We start from the raw sequence: 26,566 nt of genomic DNA, 5'->3' as shown, positions 1-26,566 counted from the left end.
CCTACTTCTTCTGCGACAGCGTTCAGATCACAAACGCCCGCCATCACGCACTGACCGACTGCTCCTCGATCAGCGCCGCGACCACCGAATCCGTCGCGGCCCGGTCACCGACGGTGATCCGCACGCCTCGCAGTGCACCGGGAGCCGCACACACCTTCGTCGCGACACCACCGCACTGCAGGTCGGCGGCCAGTTCCTGCGGTCGCTCCGATGGCACGAACACATGGTTCGCCTGGCTCGGCAGACTCGTGATCCCGATATCGGTCAGGTTCGCCTGCAATCGGATTCGTTCCTCGCGGACGGACCGGACCCGTTGCCGGAGCGCATCGGTGGCGGCCAACGCCGCGGGCACGGCAAGTGCGGCCGCGGACCCGACGGCGAACGGCACTTCGAAACGGCGCACTTTCGTGATGAGCTGCGCACTGCCGACCGCATAGCCGACCCGCAGTGCAGCCAGTCCGTGTGCTTTGGAAAAGGTGCGCAGCACGATGACATTCGGATGGTGGAGTAGCAGTAGGTGCAGATCCGGCCTGTAGTCGGCGAACTCGAAGTAGGCCTGATCGAGAATCACCACAACATGTTTCGGCACCCGACGCAGGAAGGCGTGCAGGGCGGGTTCGTCGATGACCGATCCGGTGGGGTTGTGGGGTGAGCACAGCACCACCACCTGGGTGTGTGGGCCGATCGCTGCCGCCATGGCCTGCAGGTCTGTGCCGCCATCGGCACGCAGTGGTACCGCGTCGACATGCACCCCGGCCAGGTCAGCCAGGATCGGATAACCGTCAAAGGTTGGTGTCGCGGACACCATCCGCCCTCCTGGTGGGCAAAATGCCTGCAACACTTGGTAAGCCAGGCCGGTGGCGCCGGCTCCGATGCTGACCCAGTCGCCGGGCACCCCGAGGTGGTCCGCGACCTGCGAGCGCAGGGTGTCCGGGATGAACTCAGGATATCGGTTGGCGCTGCTGACGAACTCGTGCAGGGCTGCCGCCACGCTGGGCAGGGGTGGATACGGACTTTCGTTGAGGTTCAGCGGGATCAGCGCGGTCATCGCCCACCCCATCGGATCGCTGTGGCGCCCGCATAGTCGCCTGCGTGGGCGAATGCTGCCATCAGCACGATGTCGCCGGGCTGGATCCGGCCGTCTGCGATCGCGGTGTCCAGGGTCAGCGGCACGCCGACACCGAACAGGTTGCCGCACTCCTCGAACGTGTCCGGATGACGTTCCGCAGGCAGTTCCAGGGCATCACGCCAGTTGCGCAGGAAGATCCGGTTGGGCTGATTGGTGATGAACCAGTCGATGTCCTTGGTCGCGACACCGATCTTGTCGGCAACATCGTAGGCGACCTCCGGAACCAGCCGATTGCCGCGTGCCAGTACTTTGGCGATCTTGGTCTCGGTGAATCCGATATGAACCTGACCCGGGCCCGCCTCCCAATACTTGCGTTGCGGATAGGCCACCGACGTCATGTCGCCTGCGTACTCGCCGTACGAGCGACAGGTGGTGGCCAGGATCGGAGAGGCATCGCTCATCTCCAGGAGCGCCACACTCGAACCGTCACCGGGTATCGACGCCTGCGGTTTGCCGCGCACCTGATCCTGCACGAATACCTGGCCTGCACTGTTCTGGGCATTTGCTATCAACGCTTTTCGGGCACCCGAGGCGATCATCAGTTGTTGTGCCATCTTCATCATGTGCATGAATGATGCGCATCCGCCGTTGTGGACGTCGATCACCCATTCCGGTTTGATGCCGAGTCGGTGCGAGACCTCACCGCCACACCCCACCACCGGCAGTTCCGGTAGCTGACTGTGCGTGATGAGGATGTCGACGTCGTCGAGGACCTCGGAGCCGTGCCGGTCCAGCAGGCCGGCCATCGCGCGTTCGATCATCTCGGCCGAGGTCTCATCCGGAGCCGCGTGGTGCCGGTACGCCGGTGCCCGGAACATGAGATTGTCGGCCAGATCATCCGATTCGGCATACTGCGCGAAATAAGCTGCCGGGACGCGGTTCTCGGGCAGGTAGCTGGCAACGTCGACCAGGGAGATCGTCGGAGAATTCATCGGCTCATCCATTCTGGCTTGATCGGCAGTCCGTGATGGCTGCGGTATTCGGCAATTGCTTTGAGGTTGTCCATCTCGAGCTGGTGTCCGGCGGAGAACATGTCCCAGAAGTCGCCCACCCAGACCGGACGCTCCGGTGGGGCCGTCTCCGGATAAGGGTTGTTCTCGTAGAACGGGTGTCTGCAGTTGTTCCACAACACCACCGACCCCGGTTTGTTCAGCACCACCTGCGCGTCGACCACCCGCATCAGATAGATCATCCACAGGTGTTCTCCCTGGTCCCAGGCACAGTGATAGTCGACGGTCATGGCGTCGGCGTGGGAGACCGTGCGGGTGAAGCACTTGGTGTTGTCACCGAGGCGGTCCTTCGAGACCCACAGTCCCGGTTCGTCGGTGGGAGTGAATCCACGCAGACTGTAAGTCCACTCCTCCAGCGATCTGGTATCGGAGAGCCAGTCGAACAGCTCGCGTGGGGGTGCATCGACATAGGCCTGAACCGGGCAGAACTCACCGAACACCTGATCATGCGGGTACACCGACCTGAGCATGTCCAGGATGATCGGGGTGGCCTTCTTCCGGTCGTGGGTCTCGATTCGGTGCAGGCCCGGAAGGTCATCGGCACTGTGTCCGAGGTCTTCGAGCGCGGGCAGGGTGACGGTCATCGGTGCTCCTCGAGTGTTGTACGGGCGGCAAGAAATGGGGCAAAAGGTGGGAGTTCGTCCGGATCGGTCTGCACCACAAGACAATGCGGACCGTCTCCGTCGAATGCGACGTCGGCGGCGGCAACCAGATCGGTGCGCGACCGGGCGCCACTGACGTTCAGTGAGGGGAACATCATCGAGAGTCCGGCCTCGAAATCGGCAGGCCGAAACCGGTTGACGCTCGGGGTACCCGGGAAGAACAGCTGTTCGCGGGTCACACACATGCCGTGTGCATTGTTGTTGAACAGGACAACGGTCAGCGGCAACTGATGTTCGATGGCGGTGTGGATCTCCATGCCGTGCATGAGAAATGCTCCGTCCCCGGCCAGAACCACCGAACGACGACCGGTGACCATCGCGGCACCGATCGCCGCGCCGAAGGCGTATCCCATACCGCCCATACCCAGCGCGACCACAAACCGTCCGCCGCGACCGACCGGCAGGTGATGGATCGCCGCCGCACCGACGTTACCCGCGTCAGCAAAGATGTTGGCGCCGGCCGGAATCCGGTCTCCGATGGTCTGGATCACCTGTATGGACGTCAGCATTGGCCCGGCTCCGGGGAACACGCGCGCCGGGGTCGGCAAGGCCTCGATGCCCGGCACGATTTTTCTCACTCTGCCATGCGCGGTATCGATGTTCTTGGAGATGACCTGTACCGCCCACCGCAGATCTGTGATCCGGACGTGGGTGTCCACGTCGATGGTCGGCGATTCGGCGCCGAGGTGGATGACGATGGTGTCGCCGGTATCCAGGCCGGCGCGGTCGGTCAGGCTCAACCGGCTTCCCAACACGAGCAGGACAGCAGATTTTGCGACCGCAGACGCCGCCGACGGGTGTCCCATCACGCCGGTCAGACCGACCGTCGGCACACCTGACCCCAGGACGTCGCGGCCACCGGGCGTGGCGGCAAGGACTCCCTCCGTCGCTGTGACCAGGTCGGCCAGATCGTCTCCGATCTGTTGCCGAGATGCTTCCTCACCTGCCAGGACAGTCACGGCGCCGCGCGCATCGGACAGTGTCGCGGCAACCTCTTCCAGCTCCGCGATCGGGGCAACAGTGCGGTCGCGAACACATCGAAGCCTCGGACGATCGACGACCAGTGCGCTCTGAACATCCTTCGGGATGATCAGTGCGACCGGAAGATTGGCTGCGAGTGTTTCTTCGGCCGAGTTCAGAGCGGCATGGATCTGCTGCGGCGCATCGATTTTCAGGCACAATCCGGTCACGCCGGAGAAGATCGCCCTGGCGTCGATGGTGTCCGGCGGACTGAGCATGTCCTGGAATCCGCCATGGCCTTCCAGCACCGTGGGGGCCGAGCCGATCAGCGCCAGCACCGGCACCCGACTGTCGTATGATTCCGCCAGCGCGGCAACCACATTCATTGCCCCGCCGCCGGAGGTGGTCATCACCACCGCGGGTTTCCCGGTGATCCGCGCGGCACCGTCGGCCATCGTTCCCGCCGAGAATTCGTGTTTTGCCACAACGGGTTTCATGTCCGAATCGGCCAGTGCCGCCGCATAGAGGTCTTCGATGTTGGCACCGTGTACGCCGAATATCCGATCAACACCGAGGGCACCTAGCCTTCGGATGATCACGTCGGCAACCGTTGCCTTCGTGGGCTTGAGATCTGTCATGAATGCAACCCTGCGCCCGTCGGCCTGAAAGGCTCCTGAAAGCGCCCTCTGGTATCTACCGAACGACGGACATACTCTTGGAACAACCCGCAGCAACAGTTCGGAGGCCGAGCCGATGGCCAGGACATGCAGTGTCCGCGCGATGTTCCGCCGCAATCAGGGAGTGCGAGTGCGCTCCACGATTGTGGCAACCTGCATCGTTGCCATCGCGATGTTCGTCGGCGCAGTGATCATGTTGTACATGTTGCAGCGGTACCAGGATCGCGAGATGTACGAGTCCACCGGAACCCGGTCGTATGACATCGCACATCAGATCAGCGAGGGCGGCCTGCCCTCTGTGGATCCCGACCTCCTCTCCGCCACAACAGGTATCGACATCATTCAGGTTGTCGACCAGAACGGTGCCGTGGTGGCGAGCAGCCCAGGTGCCACCCAGGAACCGATCTCGACGGTGACCCCGGGAGGGTGGAACACCCAGCGGATCGACAACGTCGATATACCCGGCCGTTCCGGCACCTACTGCGGGCAGGTCACCGGCGCCCGGTTTGACGGGATCAACTACAGCGTCATCACGGTCGTCTCCACACAGGCATATGCGTCGGCATTACTGAGTACCGCGGCCATCCTGGCCGTCGAGTTCCCGATCGTGATCCTGATCGCGGGAGCGGCCATCTATTTCTTCGTCGGGCGCGCCCTGGCCCCGGTCGCCCGCATCACGAAGCAGGTATCGGCGATCACCAGTTCCGATCTGAGTCGCCGCGTCCCGGTCCCCTCCACCGACGACGAGGTGACCACACTGGCGGTCACCATGAACACCATGCTCGATCGGCTCGAAAAGAGCCGGGCCAGCCAGCTCGAGTTCGTCGGGGACGCCTCGCACGAATTGCGGTCGCCGCTGACCACCCTGGTCGGCATCCTCGATCTGGCCGACGACACCGATTCATCGATCGATGTCGAGACCGTGCGAACCATCCTGTTGCCCGAAGCCCAGCGGATGAACAGCATGGTCGCCGACCTGCTGCTGCTCGCCCGCGCCGACGAACGCGGCATCCCGCTCACCGTCGACGAAGTGGACCTCGACGACATCGTCGGCTCCGAGGTTCAGCGGCTCCGGTCGCTTGGTCTGGCGAAGGTGATCGCCGACGTCAAGCCGATCCGGGTCATCGGAGACTCGGACAAACTGCAGCGGGCGATCCGCAATCTCACCGACAACGCAGCCCATTACGCGACGTCGACGATCACCATCAGGATGAGGAAGAACACCGACCTCTCCACCGCGACCATCGAGGTCATCGACGACGGACCCGGCGTCCCGGAAGCGGGCCGGAACAAGATCTTCGACCGGTTCTACCGGCACGACGTCGACCGTGGCCGACATCGTTCGGGTTCGGGTCTGGGACTACCGATCGCGATGGAGATCGCCCGTGCACACGGCGGAACCATCACCGTCAGCGATGCCCCGGGAGGCGGCGCATGCTTCACGATGACCATAAGAACCGAAACAACCGTGCCGCAGACGGACGAACCCGCCCACCGCGACAGCCGACCCGACGCACTAGTCGTCGGCCAGACAGTAACCGGCACCCCGGATCGTCTGAATTGAGTTGGCACCGAATGGGATATCTATCCGTTTTCGGAGATATCGGATATACACCTCGACGATATTCACATCGCCGTCATAGTTCTCATCCCAGATCGCTTGCATGATCTCGGTTTTGGTGACCACCCGGCCCTTGTTACGAATCAAGAACTCGAGCACCGAGTACTCTCGGGGCGTCAATTTGATCGGGGTGTCAGCACGATGCACACCGTGATCGGACGGGTTGAGGGTCAACGAGCCCGCAGACAGCACTGCGGGTCTTTCCCGGACGCCACGTCGCAGCAGTGCCCGCAATCGAGCCTTGAGGACGACCACGGAGAACGGTTTGACCAGATAGTCGTCGGCCCCGTAGTCGAGCGCCTCGGCCTGGTCGTACTCGCCGTCCTTCGCCGAGAGCATGAGCACGGGGGTCCACACATGTCTGCCGCGCAACTCTTTGATGACCTGGTAGCCGTTCAGCTTCGGAAGCATGATGTCGAGCACGATCACATCGAAATCATTCTCGGTGCCCTGCCACAATCCCTCGGCACCATCACGTGCGATGACCACACTCCAACCATCGCTGACCAGCATCCGCCGGACGGTCTCGGCCGCGCGAACGTCATCCTCGACCACGAGAACACGCACTTTCGGGCCTCCTCCGGACTGACCGACGCCGGTTCCAGCGTACTTGGGCCGGGCCCTGGCGACCGGATCACATCGAACCCCCTACCGATTGATATCGGTCGATACGGGAACCCGACCACATCGAAGGAACGATCATGAGCAGAGTCTTGTCCACGCCGCCTCCCGACACCGGATTGCGCGCAGTCCGTGGTCCGCGAAACCTGCCGCTGATCTCAACGGTCAAACTGGTCCGCCGACCGGCAGATCTTGCCGTTTCGTTGCGTCGTGACTACGGCGACATCGCGCTGACCAGCGCACTGCGTCGCAAGGTCGTGGTGGCACAGGGTCCGGCCGCAGCAGAAGAACTGACACTCAATCGCGACAAGGCGTTCTCGAACGAACCCGTCTATGAGTTCGCGTTGGGTAGATTTTTCCAGCGAGGAGTCCTCTTGATGGACTTCGAGGAGCATCACCGAGATCGTCGGATCATGCAGCAGGCGTTCACCGCGGACCGACTCGCCGTCTACCAGCGGCAGGTGGAGGCGAAGGTGCGTCAGTCGATCCAGGCACTTCCGGTCGGTCCGGCCGTCGACCTTCGGACGGAGTTCAAGAATCTCACGTTGGACATCGCCCTCGAAGTGTTCGCGGGGATTGAACTCGACCGCAAAGAGGCGACCGTACTCAACCGCGCCTGTGTCGATTTGATCGAGGCGGGCGGAGCGCTGGTCCGCTTCCCGATACCGGGGCTCCGGTTCAGTCGTGGCCTGAGGGCCCGCCGCCGGCTGGAGACGTTCTTCGGCGATCTCGTCTCCATGAAGCGGTCAGCAGATGGGGACGACCTGATGTCCGAACTGTGCCGCGCCGAGGTGGACGGTCATCGACTCAGTGACGCCGCGGTGATCGACCACATGATCTTCATGATCTTCGCAGCTCACGACACGGCAACCATCGCGCTCACCGCCACCGCATTCGAGCTGGCCAAAAGCCCCGAGTGGCGCGCTCGGGTACGGACCGAGGTCGAGGCATTGCCGGAGATGATCACCTACGACGACCTGGCATCGATGCCACTGGCAGAACGCGTCATGAAGGAGGCCATTCGGCTTCGACCACCGGTCCCGGTACTGCCGCGCGCAGCGGTGAAGGACACCGAACTGTGCGGTCACCACATCCCGAAGGGCACGTTTGTAGTGGTCCTCGTGGCGGCAAACCATCGTATCGACGACGTGTGGCCCGACCCCACGCACTTCGACCCCGACCGATTCAGCGTGTCCGAACGTGATGCAGGCAGACATCGGATGGCGTGGATGCCGTTCGGTGGCGGTGTACACAAGTGCCTCGGTATGAACTTTGCCCGGATGGAAGTACTCACGGTCCTGCACCGCATGCTTCGCGACTTCGAGTGGTCTGTGCCAGAAGACTTTTCGATGCCCGCCGCAGACCGCTCATTGACCGTGAACACCGGCTTCCCGGCGACGGTGCGCAGGCGCCGGTCAGACCATTCGACGAGTGATGGCAGCCGGCAGATGGCGTAGGGCCAGGTCGATTGCGGTCCACGGCCAGCGCGGCACCACGGCCCGACCACGTTCGGACTCGATGGCCGAAACCAGCGCCGCCACCCCGGCCTCGCGATCGGTCATCATCTTCGATTTCACACCGTCGTTGATGTCGGTGGCGATGTAGCCGGGCAGGATCACGCTGACCTTGATGGGCGAACCGGCCAGCTCCGCCTGCAGGCCTTCTCCCAGCGCCGACAGTCCGGCCTTGGACGCCGAATAGGCAGCCTGGGCCTTCGGGAGCCCGTGCACCGCACTCATCGAACTGATCAGCACCAGATGTCCGGAGTTCTGCGCCCGGAAGATCTCCATCGCGGCCTCGATCTGTGCCAGGGCGCCGATCAGATTGGTCCGTACCGTTTCGAGGTTGGCGTGAGCCTTGCCCGTCCCGATCGGTGCGCCCTTACCCAGGCCGGCGTTGACGATCACCCGGTCGAGGCCGCCCAGTTCGTCGCGCAGCCGACCGAAGACGACCGGAACGGTACCGACATCGGTCACATCGAGCCCGGCCACCGCGATCTGTGAGGCCTGCGCGCCGAGCTCGGACTTCAACTTGTCGAGACGATCGACCCGTCGCGCGCACAGCGCCAGCGCACGGCCCTGTGCCGCATAAGCTTTGGCCATACCCTCGCCCAGCCCCGAGCTGGCACCGGTGATCAAGATCTTGTTGCGGCTCATGGCAGGCAACCTACCTTCTGCCACCGACCGGCGCCGTCACCGGATTCGGCCGCACCGCCGACCCGTCCGGCAACCGGGACACAAATGTGCCGTCGCCCCATCGAAACGCCAGGCCCGGCACCGGGAAGTCGGTGCTGATCATGTGCGCACCCGAGGCGAGCGCCAGCACCGGCCGGCGGTGCTCATCGGCCTTGGCGGTCGACACCGGATCATCGGATCGGGTCCGGACCAGATATCCCCGGTTCACCAGTTCACGAATCCGCAGGAATCCCTGTCCGCGAGGATCGTTGTGCATCATGAATGCCGAATCGGGCTGTCCGGGAGGTGGAGTCGTGAACGCGACGCGGGCTTCCAGACTCGGCCTGCCGATCCGGTAGTTGTCGCGGATGTCGTCGTGGTCGCCGTAGTCGAGGAAGAACAGGACGCTGCCGCGAACGTCGTCGACGCGCGGCCAGCCCCGCTCCAGGACCGCCCGCTCCAACGTCGGTGCGGCGCCGCGGATCCGGTCCGGGGTCAGCAGCGACCGCTCGTCGAACACCGAGCGGATCTCGGCTTCGAGCAGCTCGAGTATCGCCGCCGACCACCGCGGCACCCGGGCACCGCGCAGTATCCGAGCCCAGGGCCAGGTCGTCTTCAGTTCGAGTTGGATCACCAGCGGCACATGGTCGGGATGTGCGTCCGACCAGCGCTTCACAGTCTGCAACGCACCGATCATCGTTGGGCAACTGGTCCGGTAGTCGCCGTCCGGGGCGTGCATCACCTTGAAACCCGGTTCGTCCCAGAGCGATTCGGGGCGTGGAGACGGAGCGGAGCGGAGCTCGACCAGATTCGGGCATCCCCGGCCGCGCCACCTGCGTGCCAACGGACTCACATACCGCCCGCCCTCGGGGTCGGGGTAGACATCGAGTTCGATCCCCCGCACGTGCTGGTCACGCAGTTGCTGATCGAGCGGAAGATGTTCGTAGCGGTATGAATCCAGGTTCGACCCCATCAGCCATCCGAATCGCTCGTCGGGCGCCATCAACTGGTGCGACGAGTTGTGGGTGGCCATGAACTGGATCTGGTTGAGTCGCAAACCCGCCGGAAGCGGATCCGTGCTCACTTGAGCAATCTCGACATCCGGCGATCGGCCAGGACCTTGCCGCCGGTCTGGCAGGTCGGACAGTACTGGAAAGACCTGTCGGTGAACGACACCTCGCGCACGGTGTCACCGCAGATCGGACAGGGCAGACCGGTGCGCGCATGGACACGCAAACCAGACCGCTTCTCCCCCTTCAGCTTCGCCACCTCCTGGCCTTCGAGCCGACCGATCGCGCCTCGCAGGACCTCACCGATGGCCGAGTACAGCGCATCGACCTGTTCGGGCGTCAGCGTCTTCGACGTCGCAAAGGGCGACAACTTGGCGGTGTGCAGGATCTCGTCGCTGTAGGCGTTGCCCACCCCCGAGAGGATCCGCTGGTCGGTCAATAACGTCTTGATCCGCGCCCCCGACGTTTTCAGCAACGCTGCCAGTTCGTCTCTGCTCAGCGACAACACATCAGGACCGAGTGTCCTGATCCGTTCCACCTCGGCGGGATCGCGGACGATCCAGACCGCCAGGCGTTTCTGGGTACCTGCCTCGGTGACGTCGAACCCTTCACCGGGCAGCCCACAGTGCACGCGCAGCGCGATGGGCCCCTTGCCGCCAGGACGCGGCGGAGCCGGTGACAGATTGTCCGACCACCGCAGCCATCCGGCCCGCGATAGATGGATGATCAGATGGATCGGGCCGTCATCAGCGCTGTCATTCGGTCCAGCTGTGGTGATGACCAGGTACTTTCCGATCCTGGTCACCGATTCGATGGTTCTCCCCGCCAGCACCGTGTACGGCGGGTCGGCGGTTTTGAGCACCGCCAGCGATGCCACGTCGACACGACGAATCGGAAATCCAGCAGCCCGGCCGTCGACATAGTCGGCGATGGCCTGCACCTCAGGTAACTCCGGCATGAGGACAGTATGTTCTAGTAACCAGATGCGCTCCAGTGGTTCGGTGACCGATGCCGAGTTGGCCAGAATGTTGGCCGAAGGCGCCGGGAAGATCCTGGTGGACATCCGGTATCAGCATCTGCTGGGCGGATATCTGCTCGGTGATGTCGGTGATGCGATGGCACAGGCCTGGATCGGTGCGGTTCTTTCACAGCACCGCCCGGCCGACGCGGTGCTCTCCGAAGAGGCCACCGACAACGGCAGGCGGCTCACCGCCGACCGGGTCTGGATCATCGACCCGCTGGACGGCACCCGCGAGTTCGCCTCCGGCCGCGACGACTGGGCGGTCCACATCGCCCTGACAATCGATGGTCAACCGGCCGACTGCGCGGTCTCGCTGCCTGCAATCGGCGAGGTGTACACCACCGACACCGTGCCGACCGTCGACGGCGAACTGACCGGCCGAATGGTCGCCTCGCGGGGTTGGGCCTCCTACGAGTCCGGCCACGTCTCACAGCGGCTCGGACTCGACATGATCCCGATCGGTTCGGCAGGTGCCAAGGCCATGGCCGTCGTCCGCGGTGATGCCGACGCCTACGTCCATGCCGGTGGGCAGTACGAATGGGACAACTGCGCGCCCGTCGGGGTCGCCAAGGCCGCCGGGCTGCATTGCAGCCGTATCGACGGAACTGAACTCGAATACAACCGGCGCAGCCCGTTCATGCCCGACTTTGTCATCTGCCGCTCTGAACTCCGCGACCCAATCCTGTCTGCGCTCGCCGAGATCGCCTAGCCCCACCCGATAATGTGCCCTTTTGGCGGTGCCCACCTGGGCTTTTGTTCGCCAAAAGGCCACATCATCGGGGTGCGCGGAGCAGGTAGATGTCCATGATCCAGCCGTGGCGTGCCCTCGCTGCGGTCCGGGTGTCGCGGATCTGCTCACCGACCTCACCGACGGTGCCGGAGATCAGGAGCTGATCTGGCGTGCCGAGGTAGGCACCCCACCAGATGTGATCGTCGGGCGAGGCCGTCTGCAGGAATGTGCAATCGGCGTCGAGCATCACCACCTGATTGGCCGCCGCTCCGGCCGGGGTTTCGGCCAGGCGGCGTCCGGTGGTGATGTGGATGGGCTCACCGATGCGGTTGAGCAGGATCTTGTGAGCCGCGGTCAACGACGCAAAACTCGTGATACCCGGGATCACGCTGTGGTCAAGGTCCAGGCGCCCGCGCGCAACGATGGTGTCGACAATGCGCAACGTGCTGTCGTAGAGCGCCGGATCACCCCAGACCAGAATCCCCCCGACACCATCCTCGCCCAGTTCGTCGGCCAGAGCCTGCTCGATCAGGTCGGCGCGGGCATCGTGCCAGCGACGGACCTCGGCGGCATAATCGTCCGGATTCCGGTCACGCGGCGGATCGGGGACTTCGACAAACCGGTAGTCCCCGTCGAGGTAGCGGTCGCAGATCTCCTTACGCAGGCCCACCAGGGATTGTTTGACCGCAACACCACGCTCGGGAGCCTTGTCGAGGACGAAAAATGTGTCGACGGATTTCATCGCATCGATGGCCTCGATGGTGATCTGGCGTGGATCGCCTGGCCCGATGCCGATGACAAGTAGCTTTCGCATGTCCTCAGGGCCTTGCCTTCGAAAGTCCGTGGAATCTGCCGGTGATGTCACCGATCGTCCGGCGCGGCAGAATCCGGCGTAGCGCGAATACGATCGGCGCGCGGTTCCCCTTGGCGTACAACGGCTTCGGGTCTTTCGACAGCGCCGCCTCGACGATCACTTCGGCCATCGGCCCGACGGCCAGACCGGCATCCTCGTTGCGGCGGGTGGCAGCGGCGACCGTGTCGTAGTCACCGCGATAGGACGAGTTGTCGGCGATGAAATACCCACGCCGGTCGCCGATACCGGTGGCGATGGTGCCCGGCTCCACGGTGCAGATCGCGACCCCGAACGGCGCGAGCTCGCGGCGGCTGCCGTCGGCAAAGGCTTTGAGCGCGGACTTGGTGGCGCCGTACGACGATCGGAAGGCGAGCGGGAAACTCGAAAGCATCGAACCGACCATCACGATGGTGCCGCGCCCGCGTTCCCGCATTCCGGGAAGAACGGCCTTCGTCAGTGCGATCGGTCCGAAGACATTGGTGGCGAACAGCTTTTCGATGGCCTCCATCGGGGTGTCCTCGAGTGGGCCCATCTGCGATTCGCCTGCGTTGTTGATCAGGATGTCGACCGCTCCGGCCTGCTCCGCGCAGCGGGCGATACTGGCCGGGTCATTCTGGTCCAGTTCGAGGTAGGTGACACCGGGGATCGGATTCTCGATGGCGCCGGGCCTGCGACTGGTACCGAGGACAGTGAGTCCGCGCGCGACCAATTGGCGGGCGACTTCGGCGCCGATCCCACTCGATGCACCGGTGATCAAGACGGTTTGGCTCATCGCTCAACCCTAGGTCCCGACCCTCCCGGAGGGCACCAGCACACCCTCGACGTCGTCGACTGTGAAAAATCAATGGCGAATCTGGGAAATACCTGAGCATCCTGGAGGTGTTGCAACCAAGAAGTACACGCGAAAGGGAAATCGACATGCTGCTCGGAGTGAGCTTGGCAATCATCGCGGCGGTGGGCTACGGCCTATCGTCGGTGATGCAGGCCCTCGGAGCACGGCAGGCGGCCCGCGCACACGTCGACGATGACCGGATGTCCACCGCAGCCGGGTCGCCATCGTGGCGATCAACTGTTGCCACCGCGATGACCGGGGCCTTTGTCGCGGGGGCGATCTTCGACGTACTGGGATTCGTTGCCGGTGCAGGCGCGGCTCGGATGCTGCCACTGTTCCTGTCGCAGACCATTGTCGCCGGCAACCTCATCGTCACGGCACTTCTCGGGATGCGGATACTCGGGATCAAACTGCACCCGCGCGACTACATCGCGATGGGCACGGTGCTGGTGGCACTGCTGCTCTTGGGTTCGGCGTCGCAGCCGCACAGCGACTACCCGACGCCGCCGTCGCTGCACTGGGCACTGTTGGCCGTGACCGTCGTGTTGGTGGTTTTGTCGCTGTTCACGGTTCGCCGGATGGGACGTGCCGGGTCGGTGGCCGCCGGCGCCGCAGCGGGTCTGTTGTTCGGCGCTGTCGTGATCGGCGTCCGCATTCTCGACGGCATCGATCCGCTCTCATTGCCGACCATCCTGGCCGATCCGGCCGCGTGGGTGATCGCCATCGCGGGTGCGGCGGGGTTCTATCTGCACACCGTGGCGCTGCAACTGGGCGAGGTGAACGGGTCGACGGCGGCACTGGTTGTCGGGGAGACCGCGGCGCCCGGGATCGTCGGGGTGCTCTGGCTCGGCGACTCGACGGTGCCCGGCATGCAGTGGCTGGCGCTCGCCGGATTCACGTTCGCCGTCCTCGGCGCGGTTGCGGTTGCGATGTTCGGATCTGCCGAAGCCGAACGCTCGGCACAGGAGAATTTGACCGGGGAGGGACAAGCGGCCAGATCAGAATTCGATGACGGCTTTGATCGGTCGTCGTTCACCGTACCGGCTGACTGCAGCTCGTTGGAGCATCCACAAGAGAACAGAAATCAGGCGGGCGGGTGGGCCGATAGTTGGCCGGAACGCCTCCGTTGGCGATGATATCGGCGTAGGCCGCGACGGCCGGGGTCGGCTTGCGGGTCAGCGTCGGGTCCGAGATCACGTCCACCTGGTAGAGGCCGAAACGTGGTGTGTAGCTGCCCCACTCGTAGTTGTCGGTGATCGACCAGTAGTTGTAGCCGGCCACGTTCATCCCGTCGGCGCGGGCCCTGGCGATCCAGTACGCCGCATCGCGCAACTGATCTTCCCGCTGATACCGGTCGGGTCGCGCCTTCCCGTTCTCGGTGGGGATTCCGTTCTCGACGATGTACAGGGGCATGCCGGGGAACTTCCGCGCGTAGTAGCGCAACGCGTAGTAGAGGCCATCGGCCGACGATGACGCCTTCCAGAACTGGTCGGTCGCGGCGTTATACGTATTCAGATCTGTCGTCGCCACCGAGTAGTAGTAATCGATACCGACAAAGTCCTGCTTGTCTGCGATCCGATCGAGAAACATCGCATCCAGTGCCGGTTGGACGGTCGGCAGATACGCAGAGTTGGACGTCACCCAGGCTCCGGGCTGAATCGAGTGGATGTGGTCATAGATGCTGCGATGGACCCGCACCAGTTGATCGAGCATCAACGGGACGTTCTGCGCTTCGACACCGCCGAAGGACAATTCCTTGAGGTACGTATAGACGATCGGCTCATTGATGGTGACCCAGATGGGGTTGAACTGGGCATACCGGTCAACCACCTTGCGCGCGTTGGCAAGCCAACTCTGCGCCATGGTCGGGTTGTTCCAACCACCGCGGTCGGCCACCCACCCCGGGTACACCCAATGGTCCAGCGTGATCATCGGACGCATCCCGGCCAGCAGGATGTAGTGCATCACGCGGTCGTAGTATTCGAGCTCGCGCTGATCCCACATGCCCGGCTGCGGCTGGATTCTGGCCCACTCCACGCTGAATCGGTACACGCCCACGCCCATGGCCTTGGCGTTGTTGATGTCCTCTTCAAAGCGATTCCGGAAGTCGACCGACGTGCCCACCGGCTCGTCGACGCGATCGCTGTTGGAGTAGCGCAGCCAGTTGCTGTCAGGAGAGGAGCCCTCGGCCTGAAATCCGGCTGACCCGACGCCCCAGAGAAACTCGGACCCGAGTCCGGCGTCCTGGGCGGCGGAGGGTGCGGCCGGAATCGCGATCACACATATCAGCGGGAGGATCACCGCCAACAGTCGTCGCATCTTCCCTACCCAAGATTCGCTGCCCGCTCACATCACATAGGCCAGGTTGGCCAATATTCTTTCGCCGAGCACCCGGTCGCCGTCGATGACAGCGGAACGAAGATCACCAGTCGATCGACCCCCGACCAGCCGAGCAAATTCAGCATAATTGATCACTAAGGTCAGATCTGGAATTCGATCGAGTTCATCAACAATTCCCGCCCGGCCGTCGACCGCGATGTTCAACGTCCGCGACACCGATCCCTCGATGACGATGCGGATCCGGCTGCCGTCCGGGGCGGCTGCCTTCTTCCCGACAACAAACGGCATGCTGGCAGCGATCTCGTCCAACGCCACCTCGGCGGCGATCCGATCGACGGGCAACGGCAGGCCAAGCGAGTCGCAGAGGTCCAATTCGTGCATCCAACTATCGAAGACGCGGACCCGAATGAACCGGCCAAACGTGTCCGGGCCTGCCGGAGTGAACGAATCGGCGTCGAAGTCGGCCTGGCCCATCATCGCCAGCGCATTCTTCCGCCGCGCAATGACATCCCGGTAGTCGGCGAGCACGGTCGCACGATCCTGCGCCCGGTAGAACTCGAGCCAGCGTTCATTCATCACGCCGATGCTGTTGTGGACGTGGTCGAAGGCATCCACGTCGGCGGCAACCTCCGGCAACGCGTCACCGAGCAGCATGCGCTCGGTTGTCATGACATGGGCCACCACGTCACCCACCGACCATCCCGGCAGAATCGAGGGACTCTGCCATTGCTCATCGGTGACTGACGTCGCCAGGGATTCGACAGCTGACCACGCCGCCGACATCGCGTCGACGAGTGGTTCCTTCGGCAAGATCGTTCGGCTCATGGCTGATGACGATACGTCGAACGCCCCAGCCGTAGATGTTCATCTGGATGCAATTTCGATGTCGCCGTTTCCGTAATTCCCGTCTTTTTGCGCAGGGTTTCATTCCCTTTCGGTAACACCGCTTCCGAAAGGTCCCCCGTGAACAAGCGTCTCTCCCTGACCGCCGCACTCCTTGCGGTCGCCGCTCTTGCGCTCAGCGCCTGCAGCTCCGATTCCACCGACGACACCTCGTCTGAACCGCAGACCACCGTCACAGTCGCCATGACACCCATCGGCGACGACGTCACCGCATCGAACCCCGTCGATGTGTTCACCGACCTGGTCGGCAAAGCCACCGGGATGAGCGTCGACGTCACCGACGTGCCCGACTACCTCAGCGTTGTCGAAGCCTTGCGAAGCCAGCACGTCGACCTCGGTCTGATGAGTGCCTTCCCGTCTGCACTGGCCGTGAACACCGGAGAGGTCGACCCGCTGTTGGCGTTTGCTTCGGACGGCAAACCCGTCTCCACCTGCATGGTGATGGCGAACTCCGACATCAATTCGCCCGAAGACCTGCGCGGAAAGAAGATCGCCTTCGCCGATCAGGCGTCGAGTAGCGGGTACTTCATGCCCGTTCACATGCTCGCTCAAGCCGGTCTGACCCAGGGCAAGGATTACGAAGCCATTTTTGCCGGCGGACACGATGCCGGATGGGCCGCACTGAAACAGGGCAGCGTCGACGCCGCGTGCACGGCCAACGTACTCACCTCGATGGCGGTCAAGTACGGCATCTTCACCGAGGGCGAAACCCGCAACGTCGGACAGAGTGCGTCGATGCCCGTGGCGATGGTCATCCTGGTCCGCAGCGAGATGAATCAGGCAACCCGCGACAAGCTCCTCGAAGTGCTTCCCGGAGTCTTCGCCGACCACGCCGATGAACTCGGTGTTCTCGCGCAGGGAACCACCGGTGAGCCGATCCCGAACCCGGATTCCTCGATCTTCGATCCGCTCAACGAGATCGCCGCGGTCGCCGGTGTCCAGCTCAAGGACTTGGGCTAAATGGCAGAAACAGCGCTCGCCGCGCCCATCCGCGGTGACTCCGTCCCGTCTCCCGAGCGGGCAATCGTGACCGGGCGCGGTATCCGCGTCACCTACGGGAACACCGTTGCGCTCGACGGTGTCGACATCGACCTGCACCCCGGTGAGGTGGTGGCCCTGCTCGGATCGTCGGGTTCCGGGAAGTCCACACTGATGCGGACCATCACCGGATTCACACCGCTGGCGGGCGGCTCGCTCGTGGTGGCCGACCGCGATGTCACGCGCACCTCCGGACGCGACATGCGGCATCTGCGTTCGGAAGTGGGTCACGTCTTCCAGCAGTTCAACCTGATTCCGCGCCTGTCGGTGATGACCAATGTCCTCACCGGAGGACTTCATCGGGCCGGTCCGGTCAACTGGATGGGCGGCTTCTCGTCCGTCCAGCGCATGCGGGCTCTGGAACTGCTCGACCGGGTCGGAATCGAGAACAAGGCCACCTCACCGGCGCGGTCACTCAGCGGCGGCCAACAACAGCGGGTGGCGATTGCACGTGCACTGATGCAGCAACCCCGACTGATCTTGGCCGACGAACCGGTGGCCTCACTCGATCCACGGCTGGCCGCCTCGGTGCTCTCGCTTCTGCGCGACATCGCGCACTCCGAAGGCATCCCCGTTTTGATCAGTCTGCACGTGGTCGATCTCGCGCTGCAGTACAGCGACCGGATCATCGGATTGCAGCACGGACACACCATGATCACCGACCACACGAGCAACCTCTCGGCAGACGACCTGACCCCGCTCTACGACCAGGAGGTCCCCGGTGCCGACGACGAGTGAACGGGTCACCTCAACCGACACCTTGCCCAAGAGAATCAACCTCCAACCCGAGTTGAGTTCTGCGGATCGGCAGCGACTCACCAGTGCGTTCCATCTCCCACGACGTGGGGTGATCGCTGCGCTGCCCGTTGCCGTAGTTGTTCTGATCTGGTCGTTTGCCGGCGGCGAGTTCAACTTCACCAAGCTCGCCGACGGTTCGGTCAACATGTGGGAGTTCCTTTCCCGCCTGTTTCCGCCGACGTGGGACAAGTTCGACGTCATCGTCGAATTGCTGATCGAAACCGTACAGATGGCCGTGGTCGGGACCGTGCTGGGCGCACTGTGCTCGCTCGTGATGGCCTTCGCCGCGGCGAGCAACATCAGTCCACCCTGGGTCTACTACCCGACCCGCTGGATCATGAACGTCATCCGCTCGGTGCCCGAGTTGGTCTTTGCGTTGATGTTCGTCTCGGCAGTGGGACTCGGACCCTTCGCAGGCATTCTCGCGATGACACTCGGCTCCATCGGAACGATCGGCAAGGTATACGCCGAAGCGATGGAAGCCGTTGACACCGGCCCGATCACAGCACTCGAGTCGGTGGGCGCCAGCCGTCGTCAGGTGGTCGGCTATGCCATCGTGCCGCAGGCCGCGCCCATGCTCGTCTCGTACACGCTGCTGCTCTTCGAAGGCAATGTCCGCGGAGCCACCATCCTCGGCATGGTCGGTGCCGGCGGAATCGGACTCGAATTGACCACGGCCATGCGCATGTACAACTACGGCCACCTCAGCGCCATCATCATCAGCATCGTCGTCCTGGTCACGGTCATCGACCGGATCAGCGCGATCATCAGAAGAAAGCTCACCTGACCATGACAGTTCAACTCGCTTCCACACCACTGCCACTGTCCATCCCGGTCAATCTACGAGACCTCGGCGGTATCTCGACTGCCACCGGCGTGGTCCGTCCCGGAAGAATTCTGCGAGCCGACGATTTATCGCTGGTCACAATCGATTTCGCCGCAGAGCTGGTGGCGGACGGTCTGAGTGCGGTCATCGATCTCAAGAGCGCACAGGAAACCAGGACCACCGGCCGTGGCCCGCTGGCCGATCTCGGTGTCGCTTACCATCACCTGCCACTGCTCACCCAATTCCCAACGGATACACATGCGTTGGCGGGTCCGAGGGATGCGGTCGGGATGGGTGAGGGCTACGCCGACCTGTACGAGTCATCCGCAGGCGCACTGGTGAACGCGCTGGCGCTGACCGCCTTCAGTCAGGGCACCATCGCATTTCACTGCGCGGCAGGCAAAGACCGCACAGGGGTGCTCGCCGCGGCGATACTCCTCGCGCTCGGCGCAGGTGACGAGGCGATCATCGCCGACTATGCCGCCACCGGACCAAATGTCCAGGCGATCAAGGCCAGAACTGCCCCGTCGATGCGCCAGTTGATCGCTGCGACCGGAATCGATCTGGGCCAATACTCGGCTGCCGCCACCGGTGAGGACTTCTCAGAAGAGGCGATGGCCACGATGCTGCGGGTACTGCGCGAACGTCACGGAGACCCGCTCGGCCCCTTGCGCGCGGCCGGACTCACCGACGGGTTGATCGACACCCTGCACCGGCGTGTGACGTCGGCACACGCATGAACCCGGCCGGCGGGGTCGTGCCAACTGCGGCGCGGCCCGGGCGGCCGTTCGATGTCGACGTCGAATCCCGGGTGTTCGCCGCAGTGCTGGCATTGCTCCGTGAATCGCCTTCGCATCGCGACGTCACCACTCGCGCGATCGCGCGACGCGCCGGAGCCGGACTGGGAACCATCTACCGCCGGTGGTCCACCAGGGAAGAGCTCATCGTCGCCGCACTCAACAGCGTTCGCCCGTCAGAACAGTTCGAGCCCACCGGCGACTTTGTCGCGGACATCCTGCAGATCATGGGGATAACCGGCAACCAGCTGACTCCGGAACAGGCGGAGGCCGCACACGTTCGCATTCAGCTGGGTCTGAGCGATCCCAAGATCCGGGATCTCAACCACGCCCGGCACACCAGCCACCGTCGGCACCGTCTCCTGGACGCGATCGATCGCGGGGTCGGTGCCGGCCAGGTCGATCTCCCGATCCCTGCCGACCACTTGATCGATGCCATCGTCGGTGTGGTCGCCTACCAGCATCTGGGCGGCGATCCCGCTGGTCCCCGCATCGAGGCGTCGTTGCGGTCATTGCTCTCACTTGTCACCACCAACAAGTGAGAGGTACTCACCGTGCGCTGCCGCTGTGCGCAGTTGTCCACCCATTCGGCGGACGTGGTGCCCTAGGCAGGATTCGAACCTGCGACCTACCCTTTAGGAGAGGGTTGCTCTATCCCCTGAGCTACTAAGGCGCTTCGCGTGAAGACTTTACCTGCGCGATGACAATACCCGGGGTCGGGCACGAAGTTGGCCCCGAATGCGCTCACCGCAACACGCCAGGTATGCCGGAATCGTCGACCAGGCGTAACCGATCGGACGACTGCTGTAATACTTGAGCTCGCTTGTCGCCGTTCGAGAGGGGTATGACATCAAAAAGATTTTGGCACCGGCGTTGATCTTCATCGGGATCGCCATGGTGACCGCTGCACTCGCAGTTCCGTTGTGGCTGGTCCCCAAGCTCAAAGTGGTTCCTCTGGACCTCGATATCACCTCTGTGGCGACGTCGGTTCCCGCAGGACTGACCGATGACAACAACACCCCGGCACGCGTCTTCAACCGCTGTTCGATCAGCGAACCGAAGGCACAGGTCTTTGATGCGCATCTGACCCAGCAGCGTCGCAGCATCATCATCAACCCGTCGAACTCCGATCAGGCAACACTGCAGTCCGGGCAGACCGTAATGATCGACCTGATCCGCGACGGCGACGAGACCTACGAACCCACCGCGGAGCCGGCGAACGCCAAGCGCACCTGTGAAGATGCCGTTCTCACCTCGAACGTCGACGTCGTGTCCGTCGATCGCGACACCAGCAAGCCGAATGGCAACATCGCCCGCATCCACACCATCCAGGCACCCGAAGGCGAGGTGACCATCGAGGACGCCGACAACTTCGTCGAAGCGCCTCGCGAGGGATACCAGTACAAGTTCGGCTTCGACGTCGAGAAGACCGATCAGATCTACTACGACTCCAACTCCCGACAGGACGTCACCGCCACGTTCGTCGAAGAAGAAGAGATCAACGGCCTCACCGCGTACCACTTCGTCAGCGACGTGCCCGAGGTCGATCAGGTGACACTTCCGACCCCCAACGGGGAGCCCGGACTCGGCACCTCGCTGGAGATGCCGGCGAGCTGGTGGGGCATCCAAGGCGTCCCGGCCACGGAAAAAGTTGTGATGGACCGCTTCGCGAAGTCCACTCGCCACGTCTGGGTCGAGCCGCAGACCGGCACCATCCTCAAGGGGCTGGAAGAGCAGCATCAGTACTTCAAGTCCCCGGGCTGGGAAGATCCTGATCTGGCCCAACCGATCCGTGACTTCCGGATGGACGCTTTCGCCGCGACCATGGCTTGGCAAGACACCACCGTCGAACGGCAGTCCGACAAGGCTTCCGGCTATGTCGATCAGCTCCGCCTCGGCGGCGTGATCCTTCCGGCGATCCTCGGTACCGTCGGCGGTCTGCTCTTCATCGCAGGTGTGATCCTGCTGTTCCGGCGCCCCACCCCGGCGACGGTCTCCGCTACTGACGACACCCAGCAGTTCCCGAGGAGCTGACCCCACCCCGGTCCGCCTCTCTCACGAACGCCACAAGAGCCCTCGAGCGAAAGCTCGGGGGCTCTTGTCATATGCGGTCTCGGACTTTGCTCAGCGATCAAATACGAAGAGCGAGGGCCACAACCAGGCGCGAAGCGGGATCGGCCAGGTCCAACCCCGTCAATTCCTGGGTTCGACGTATCCGGTACCGCAGGGTGTTCGGATGGATGTGCAACTTGCCCGCCGCCAGCCGGACATCACCGAACGCGTCCAGGTAAACCCGCACGCTCGATATCAACTCGGTCCCGTGCGCAGCGTCGTAGTCACGGAGTTCGGCCACCCGGGGATCCACCAGTTCTGGGTTGGCCGCCAACAATCCGACGATCTCACCGAGGAGCACCGGGGTCCGTGACTGCTCGATGGTGGTCACGGTGTCGATGAGCGCGCCCTCGCGGCGCGCAGCATCGATCACCCGGTCGACCTCGCCCCGCAGTCTGGCCGCATCGATCACACCGGCGCCTTCGGCGACCACGGCCCGGATCCGCACCCCGAATCTACGTTCGGCCGCAGCGACGGTCGCCCGCGCCCACCGCACGGTCGCAGGCCCACAGCTCGTCCGCGGGAACAGCACGTACACCCGCCCGCCGACCGCAGCGGTCACGGAATCAGGCCGAAAAGCACTGGCGTGCAGTGTGAGCGCCGGCAGGTTCTGCTCCCCCGGATCACCTCCCCCGCCTGTGTCATCGTCACGTTCTCGCGCCGCCAGGCCGACAACAACCACCGGACCGTCTGACGGAATGTTCAGCGCCTGAGCAAGATAGGCGATGTCGACGCCCTCGCCCCGAAAGCCGAGCAAGCGCTGAACCTGCTCGCCGTGCACGGATGGCATCGCCGCCGACTGCGCGATGATGCGGGCGGCAACCGCGGACGCACCGGTGATGATCTCCGCGGAGTCCGGCGCGAAATCGGTGTCGGCCTGCTGCAACCACAGCGTTCCCAGATACGTTGTCCCGCTTGGTCCACGGATGCCGACGGCCAGGCGTGGGCGGAGCCCCAGATCGTCCCGCCGGGCCACCGACACCACCTCCTTCCCGGCTCGCAGGGCGCCGAAAACCCCCCACTGCCGCAGCCAGTCGAGCATCTCCGGCGGACCTTCGCGGCCGAGAATCGACAGTCGGCGCAATTGGTCGGCGTGCTCATCGGAGGTGCTGTACGCCAGAACGTGCGAGTCTGCGTCCTCGATGCTCACGAGTCCGCCGGTCCGGTCCGCGACGGCCTGCGCCAGCGCGAACAGATCACCGGCGGTTCCGCTGGCCATCGATTCCGCCGTTCCGGCGCGCGCCTGGTCCAGCACGCGCCCGATCAGGTTGTAGATGCGCTCCCACCGGGCGTGCGGGTCGACGGCCACCACCGCAACGCCTGCGCCTGCCGCCCGGCGCACCAACGTCGTCGTCGGTGCCTTCACCAGAATCGCGGTGGGGGTCCGGGTCCCGAGTGTCGCCAGCCATGCGATCACCTGATCGGCACCGACACCGACCAGCAGTGCGAGATCGGCGCCGCGGGCCGCGCGCCCCACGCCCAGGCGCAGATCATCATCGTCGAGAAGAGCCATCGACGACACGGACCGATCCAGGCCGTCAGGCGCTTCGACCAGTGTCACCAGCGTGCCGTCCAAGGCCAGGAGGAGGCGCCCGAGCGTGATCGATGCCGACATACCAGGTTCGGACATCTGCAGTCCCCTTTGTTCAGCTGGACCAAGCATATGCAGACGCTTTGACCAATTGGCTATCGTTTCTGCAACGCCGCGGGGCTGTGATGGGGAGATGGATGCCATCACCACACCCCCGCGCGCGCACAACGAACCCGTGCACACTTATGCCCCGGGCTCTCCGGAACGCCGACGCATCGTCACCGAGCTGCGCAGCCTCACCGCCGATGCCCCGATCGACCTACCCCACGTGATCAACGGTGCCCATGTCACCGGCACCGGAACGCCGACCCCGGTTGTGCAACCCCACGCTCACGACGAGGTTCTCGGCACCTTCACCAACGCCACCCACGACGACGCCCGCGCGGCGGTGGACGCAGCCCTGGCCGCCGCGCCGGGTTGGGCGGCTACCGACTTCGATGCCCGTGCCGCGATCCTGTTGCGGGCGGCGGATCTGATGTCCGGTCCGTGGCGCGAGAAGATCGCCGCAGCCACCATGCTCGGGCAGTCGAAAACGGTGCAGCAGGCCGAGATCGACGCTCCCTGCGAACTTGTCGACTTCTGGCGGTTCAACGTCGGATTCGCGCGTGAGATCCTCGCCGAACAACCGGTCTCGAGCGCCGGGGTGTGGAATCGACTCGATCACCGCCCGCTCGAAGGTTTTGTCTACGCGATCACACCGTTCAACTTCACGGCCATCGCCGCAAACCTTCCAACCGCCCCCATGTTGATGGGCAACACCGTGGTCTGGAAACCATCACCGACACAAACTTATTCGGCGTATTTCACCATGAAATTGCTCGAAGCGGCGGGACTGCCTCCCGGTGTCATCAACCTTGTTGCCGGCGACGGTGTCGCGGTGAGCGATGTGGCACTACGTGATCCGAACCTGGCCGGAATCCATTTCACCGGTTCGACGAACACCTTTCAGCATCTGTGGCGTGAGGTCGGGGCAACCATCGACCGCTACCGCAGCTACCCACGGCTGGTCGGAGAGACCGGCGGTAAAGATTTCGTACTGGCGCATGGTTCGGCTGATCCCGATGTGCTGCGGACCGCCCTGATCAGGGGCGCCTTCGAATACCAGGGCCAAAAGTGTTCGGCGGCCTCGCGGGCATATATCGCCCGTTCGGTGTGGGACACCATGGGCGACGACTTCCTCGCCGAAGCAAACAACCTGAGCTACGGCGATGTGCGAGACCTGACCAACTTCGGCGGTGCGGTCATCGACCAGCGCGCCTTCGACAAATCGTCTGCCGCCATCGAGCGGGCCAAATCTGTACCCTCGCTGACGATCGCGGCCGGCGGCGACCACGACGACTCCGAGGGCTACTTCGTGCGGCCGACAGTGCTACTCGGTGACGATCCGACCGATGAAGCTTTCATCACGGAGTACTTCGGGCCGATTCTGTCGGTCCATGTCTATCCGGACGACAACTTCGATTCGATTCTGCAGCAGGTTGATTCGACTGCTCGCTACGCCCTCACCGGTGCGATCATCGCCGATGATCGCGCCGCTGTCGGTGCCGCGTTGTCCGGGCTCCGTAACGCCGCAGGCAACTTCTACATCAACGACAAACCCACCGGAGCGGTGGTCGGACAACAGCCCTTCGGTGGCGGACGCGCGTCGGGAACCAACGACAAGGCCGGATCCAAACAGAATCTGATGCGCTGGACCTCGACCCGGACCATCAAGGAGACCTTCACCCCGGCGACAAGTTCTGGCTATCCGCATATGGAAGTCGACGCCGCAGGGCACACGGACCGCGACGACGCGAGCAACCAACCGTGAGGCCAACCACCGCTGCCGCAACCCGCGGCATCATCACCGCCGCCGGTCGCAGTGATCGAATCAAGCGCCTGGGCGGCCGTCTACCGGTGACACGAAATGTTGTGCAGCGCTTCGTTCCGGGCGAAACCCACAACACCGTCATAAATGCCTGCCGATCACTGCTCACATCCGGCCGGATGGTCTCCATCGACTACCTCGGCGAGGACACCACCGACGAAACCCAGGCCGAAGCGACCGTCGCGGCGTATCTACAACTGATCGATATGGCTGCGGGACTTGACCTCACGCGGTCGGGCCATCCGATGGAGGTGTCGTTGAAGTTGTCGGCGCTGGGCCGCGCACTCCCCCGCCACGGTGAGAAGATCGCGCTGGAGAACGCGCACCGCATCGCCTCGGCCGCCACCAGGGCCGGCGTGTGGGTGACCATCGACGCCGAAGATCACACCACCACCGACTCAACCTTGCGGATCGTCCACGAGTTGCGGTCCGACTTCCCTGATCTCGGTACTGTGCTGCAGGCCTATCTGCATCGAACCCAGGACGACTGTCATGCATTCTCTGGTCCCGGGTCGCGGATCCGGTTGTGCAAGGGGGCATATGCCGAACCGGCGACCGTCGCCTTCCAAGACAAGCATGACGTCGACGCGGCCTATTTACGTTGCCTGCAGGTGTTGATGGACGGCGACGGATATCCGATGGTCGCCAGCCACGATCCCGCGATGGTGGCGGCCGCCGAGGCAATGGCCACCGGTGCCGGCCGGGACACCGATCAATGGGAACACCAGATGCTCTATGGCATCCGTGATTCCGAGCAGCAACGACTTGCTCAGTCGGGCCGTCAGATCCGCGTCTATGTTCCGTTCGGCTCCCAGTGGTACGGCTACTTCATGCGCCGTTTGGCCGAGCGTCCCGAGAACCTGACATTCTTCCTCCGCGCCTTGGTTTCCCGCAGTTGAAGCTTCGCAGTTACACCTCAGTGGCACCAGTTTGTCTTGACGTGGGTTGACCTACACGACTGACGCGCGCAACACGTTGCCTCACAAGGAATTCG

Annotated in this window: 25 protein-coding genes and 1 tRNA gene; 12 read left to right on the top strand and 14 right to left on the bottom strand. The window is 63.8% G+C overall.

Annotated elements, in window-relative coordinates:
- Positions 1 to 43 precede the first annotated feature (43 nt).
- From AC1TQG_RS13345 to AC1TQG_RS13330, 4 genes are read right to left on the bottom strand one after another with little or no spacing between them, the layout of a single operon-like run.
- The gene (locus tag AC1TQG_RS13345) at positions 44 to 1,048 is read right to left on the bottom strand and encodes a pyridoxal phosphate-dependent aminotransferase (protein ID WP_482137593.1); all 1,005 of its coding nucleotides are present in this window, start codon (positions 1,046 to 1,048) and stop codon (positions 44 to 46) included.
- Complete coding sequence (locus AC1TQG_RS13340; RefSeq protein WP_482137591.1) at positions 1,045 to 2,061, bottom strand: 3-oxoacyl-ACP synthase III family protein; 1,017 nt, start codon at positions 2,059 to 2,061, stop codon at positions 1,045 to 1,047. The genes AC1TQG_RS13345 and AC1TQG_RS13340 overlap by 4 nt, the downstream gene beginning before the upstream one ends.
- Positions 2,058 to 2,723, bottom strand: coding sequence for an SRPBCC family protein (locus AC1TQG_RS13335; protein WP_482137589.1), 666 nt, complete (start codon positions 2,721 to 2,723; stop codon positions 2,058 to 2,060). Before AC1TQG_RS13335 ends, AC1TQG_RS13340 begins: the two co-directional genes overlap by 4 nt.
- On the bottom strand, positions 2,720 to 4,399 hold the full coding sequence (locus AC1TQG_RS13330; RefSeq protein ID WP_482137588.1) for a thiamine pyrophosphate-binding protein: 1,680 nt from the start codon (positions 4,397 to 4,399) through the stop codon (positions 2,720 to 2,722). Before AC1TQG_RS13330 ends, AC1TQG_RS13335 begins: the two co-directional genes overlap by 4 nt.
- A gap of 169 nt (positions 4,400 to 4,568) precedes the next feature.
- Here AC1TQG_RS13330 and AC1TQG_RS13325 point away from each other — a divergent pair, with 169 nt between their 5' ends.
- Positions 4,569 to 6,002 carry a sensor histidine kinase gene (locus AC1TQG_RS13325; RefSeq protein WP_482137586.1) on the top strand — a complete coding sequence of 478 codons (1,434 nt, stop codon included), beginning with the start codon at positions 4,569 to 4,571 and terminating at the stop codon, positions 6,000 to 6,002.
- Here the strand turns inward: AC1TQG_RS13325 and AC1TQG_RS13320 are convergent.
- On the bottom strand, positions 5,955 to 6,626 hold the full coding sequence (locus AC1TQG_RS13320) for a response regulator transcription factor (protein ID WP_482137585.1): 672 nt from the start codon (positions 6,624 to 6,626) through the stop codon (positions 5,955 to 5,957). The genes AC1TQG_RS13325 and AC1TQG_RS13320 overlap by 48 nt on opposite strands.
- 134 nt (positions 6,627 to 6,760) lie before the next feature.
- Between AC1TQG_RS13320 and AC1TQG_RS13315 the strand changes: the two genes are divergently transcribed.
- Positions 6,761 to 8,137, top strand: a complete 1,377-nt coding sequence (locus tag AC1TQG_RS13315) for a cytochrome P450 (RefSeq protein WP_482137583.1) — start codon at positions 6,761 to 6,763, stop codon at positions 8,135 to 8,137.
- On the opposite strand, the gene AC1TQG_RS13310 is transcribed toward AC1TQG_RS13315, so the two are convergent.
- The 3 genes from AC1TQG_RS13310 to AC1TQG_RS13300 are packed head-to-tail and all read right to left on the bottom strand — an operon-like array spanning position 8,096 to position 10,822.
- A complete protein-coding gene (locus AC1TQG_RS13310; RefSeq protein WP_482137582.1) occupies positions 8,096 to 8,836 on the bottom strand; it encodes an SDR family oxidoreductase in 741 nt (246 codons plus the stop codon). The genes AC1TQG_RS13315 and AC1TQG_RS13310 overlap by 42 nt on opposite strands.
- A gap of 10 nt (positions 8,837 to 8,846) precedes the next feature.
- Positions 8,847 to 9,938 carry a Ca2+-dependent phosphoinositide-specific phospholipase C gene (locus AC1TQG_RS13305; RefSeq protein ID WP_482137581.1) on the bottom strand — a complete coding sequence of 364 codons (1,092 nt, stop codon included), beginning with the start codon at positions 9,936 to 9,938 and terminating at the stop codon, positions 8,847 to 8,849.
- Positions 9,935 to 10,822, bottom strand: coding sequence for an Fpg/Nei family DNA glycosylase (locus AC1TQG_RS13300; protein WP_482137579.1), 888 nt, complete (start codon positions 10,820 to 10,822; stop codon positions 9,935 to 9,937). The genes AC1TQG_RS13305 and AC1TQG_RS13300 overlap by 4 nt, the downstream gene beginning before the upstream one ends.
- A 25-nt stretch (positions 10,823 to 10,847) precedes the next feature.
- Between AC1TQG_RS13300 and AC1TQG_RS13295 the strand changes: the two genes are divergently transcribed.
- Positions 10,848 to 11,594 (top strand): 3'(2'),5'-bisphosphate nucleotidase CysQ, encoded by a 747-nt coding sequence (locus AC1TQG_RS13295; protein ID WP_482137577.1) that lies wholly within the window; start codon positions 10,848 to 10,850, stop codon positions 11,592 to 11,594.
- Positions 11,595 to 11,658: 64 nt separating this feature from the next.
- Here the strand turns inward: AC1TQG_RS13295 and cobF are convergent, their stop codons facing one another.
- Entirely contained in the window at positions 11,659 to 12,429 is a 771-nt protein-coding gene (gene cobF, locus AC1TQG_RS13290; protein WP_482137575.1) for a precorrin-6A synthase (deacetylating), read from the bottom strand.
- A 4-nt stretch (positions 12,430 to 12,433) separates the two neighbouring features.
- Positions 12,434 to 13,240 (bottom strand): SDR family oxidoreductase, encoded by an 807-nt coding sequence (locus AC1TQG_RS13285; RefSeq protein ID WP_482137573.1) that lies wholly within the window; start codon positions 13,238 to 13,240, stop codon positions 12,434 to 12,436.
- A 158-nt stretch (positions 13,241 to 13,398) separates the two neighbouring features.
- Between AC1TQG_RS13285 and AC1TQG_RS13280 the strand changes: the two genes are divergently transcribed.
- The gene (locus tag AC1TQG_RS13280) at positions 13,399 to 14,436 is read left to right on the top strand and encodes a hypothetical protein (RefSeq protein WP_482137571.1); all 1,038 of its coding nucleotides are present in this window, start codon (positions 13,399 to 13,401) and stop codon (positions 14,434 to 14,436) included.
- Here AC1TQG_RS13280 and AC1TQG_RS13275 read toward each other — a convergent pair.
- Together AC1TQG_RS13275 and AC1TQG_RS13270 are read right to left on the bottom strand one after the other, a co-directional pair.
- Positions 14,333 to 15,619, bottom strand: coding sequence for a family 1 glycosylhydrolase (locus AC1TQG_RS13275; protein ID WP_482137569.1), 1,287 nt, complete (start codon positions 15,617 to 15,619; stop codon positions 14,333 to 14,335). The two genes, AC1TQG_RS13280 and AC1TQG_RS13275, sit on opposite strands and share 104 nt — an antisense overlap.
- 27 nt (positions 15,620 to 15,646) lie before the next feature.
- Positions 15,647 to 16,465: a maleylpyruvate isomerase family mycothiol-dependent enzyme gene (locus AC1TQG_RS13270; RefSeq protein ID WP_482137567.1), complete on the bottom strand. Its 819-nt coding sequence runs from the start codon at positions 16,463 to 16,465 to the stop codon at positions 15,647 to 15,649.
- Between the two features lie 138 nt (positions 16,466 to 16,603).
- Here AC1TQG_RS13270 and phnD point away from each other — a divergent pair, with 138 nt between their 5' ends.
- Genes phnD through AC1TQG_RS13245 form a run of 5 tightly spaced genes read left to right on the top strand, consistent with a single transcriptional unit; the run spans position 16,604 to position 20,544 of the window.
- Positions 16,604 to 17,503 (top strand): phosphate/phosphite/phosphonate ABC transporter substrate-binding protein, encoded by a 900-nt coding sequence (gene phnD, locus AC1TQG_RS13265; protein WP_482137565.1) that lies wholly within the window; start codon positions 16,604 to 16,606, stop codon positions 17,501 to 17,503.
- Entirely contained in the window at positions 17,504 to 18,319 is an 816-nt protein-coding gene (gene phnC, locus AC1TQG_RS13260) for a phosphonate ABC transporter ATP-binding protein (protein ID WP_482137563.1), read from the top strand. It begins immediately after the preceding gene.
- Complete coding sequence (gene phnE, locus AC1TQG_RS13255; RefSeq protein WP_482137561.1) at positions 18,303 to 19,166, top strand: phosphonate ABC transporter, permease protein PhnE; 864 nt, start codon at positions 18,303 to 18,305, stop codon at positions 19,164 to 19,166. The genes phnC and phnE overlap by 17 nt, the downstream gene beginning before the upstream one ends.
- A 2-nt stretch (positions 19,167 to 19,168) precedes the next feature.
- Positions 19,169 to 19,945 (top strand): tyrosine-protein phosphatase, encoded by a 777-nt coding sequence (locus AC1TQG_RS13250; RefSeq protein WP_482137559.1) that lies wholly within the window; start codon positions 19,169 to 19,171, stop codon positions 19,943 to 19,945.
- Between the two features lie 17 nt (positions 19,946 to 19,962).
- Positions 19,963 to 20,544 (top strand): TetR/AcrR family transcriptional regulator, encoded by a 582-nt coding sequence (locus AC1TQG_RS13245; protein ID WP_482137557.1) that lies wholly within the window; start codon positions 19,963 to 19,965, stop codon positions 20,542 to 20,544.
- A gap of 55 nt (positions 20,545 to 20,599) precedes the next feature.
- Here the strand turns inward: AC1TQG_RS13245 and AC1TQG_RS13240 are convergent.
- A tRNA-Arg gene (locus AC1TQG_RS13240) sits at positions 20,600 to 20,675 on the bottom strand.
- A 140-nt stretch (positions 20,676 to 20,815) separates the two neighbouring features.
- Between AC1TQG_RS13240 and pgfA the strand changes: the two genes are divergently transcribed.
- Complete coding sequence (gene pgfA, locus AC1TQG_RS13235; RefSeq protein ID WP_482137555.1) at positions 20,816 to 22,036, top strand: cell envelope lipid trafficking protein PgfA; 1,221 nt, start codon at positions 20,816 to 20,818, stop codon at positions 22,034 to 22,036.
- A 97-nt stretch (positions 22,037 to 22,133) separates the two neighbouring features.
- Here the strand turns inward: pgfA and AC1TQG_RS13230 are convergent, their stop codons facing one another.
- The gene (locus AC1TQG_RS13230; protein WP_482137553.1) at positions 22,134 to 23,744 is read right to left on the bottom strand and encodes a PucR family transcriptional regulator; all 1,611 of its coding nucleotides are present in this window, start codon (positions 23,742 to 23,744) and stop codon (positions 22,134 to 22,136) included.
- A gap of 94 nt (positions 23,745 to 23,838) precedes the next feature.
- Between AC1TQG_RS13230 and pruA the strand changes: the two genes are divergently transcribed.
- Together pruA and AC1TQG_RS13220 are read left to right on the top strand one after the other, a co-directional pair.
- A complete protein-coding gene (gene pruA / locus AC1TQG_RS13225; RefSeq protein ID WP_482137551.1) occupies positions 23,839 to 25,515 on the top strand; it encodes an L-glutamate gamma-semialdehyde dehydrogenase in 1,677 nt (558 codons plus the stop codon).
- Positions 25,512 to 26,471 (top strand): proline dehydrogenase family protein, encoded by a 960-nt coding sequence (locus AC1TQG_RS13220; RefSeq protein ID WP_482137549.1) that lies wholly within the window; start codon positions 25,512 to 25,514, stop codon positions 26,469 to 26,471. The genes pruA and AC1TQG_RS13220 overlap by 4 nt, the downstream gene beginning before the upstream one ends.
- Positions 26,472 to 26,566 lie beyond the last annotated feature (95 nt).

It is taken from the genome of Williamsia sp. Y844, assembly GCF_056786475.1.
Note: the sequence above shows the minus strand (reverse complement) of the source record. Positions and strands in the feature narration are given on the sequence as shown.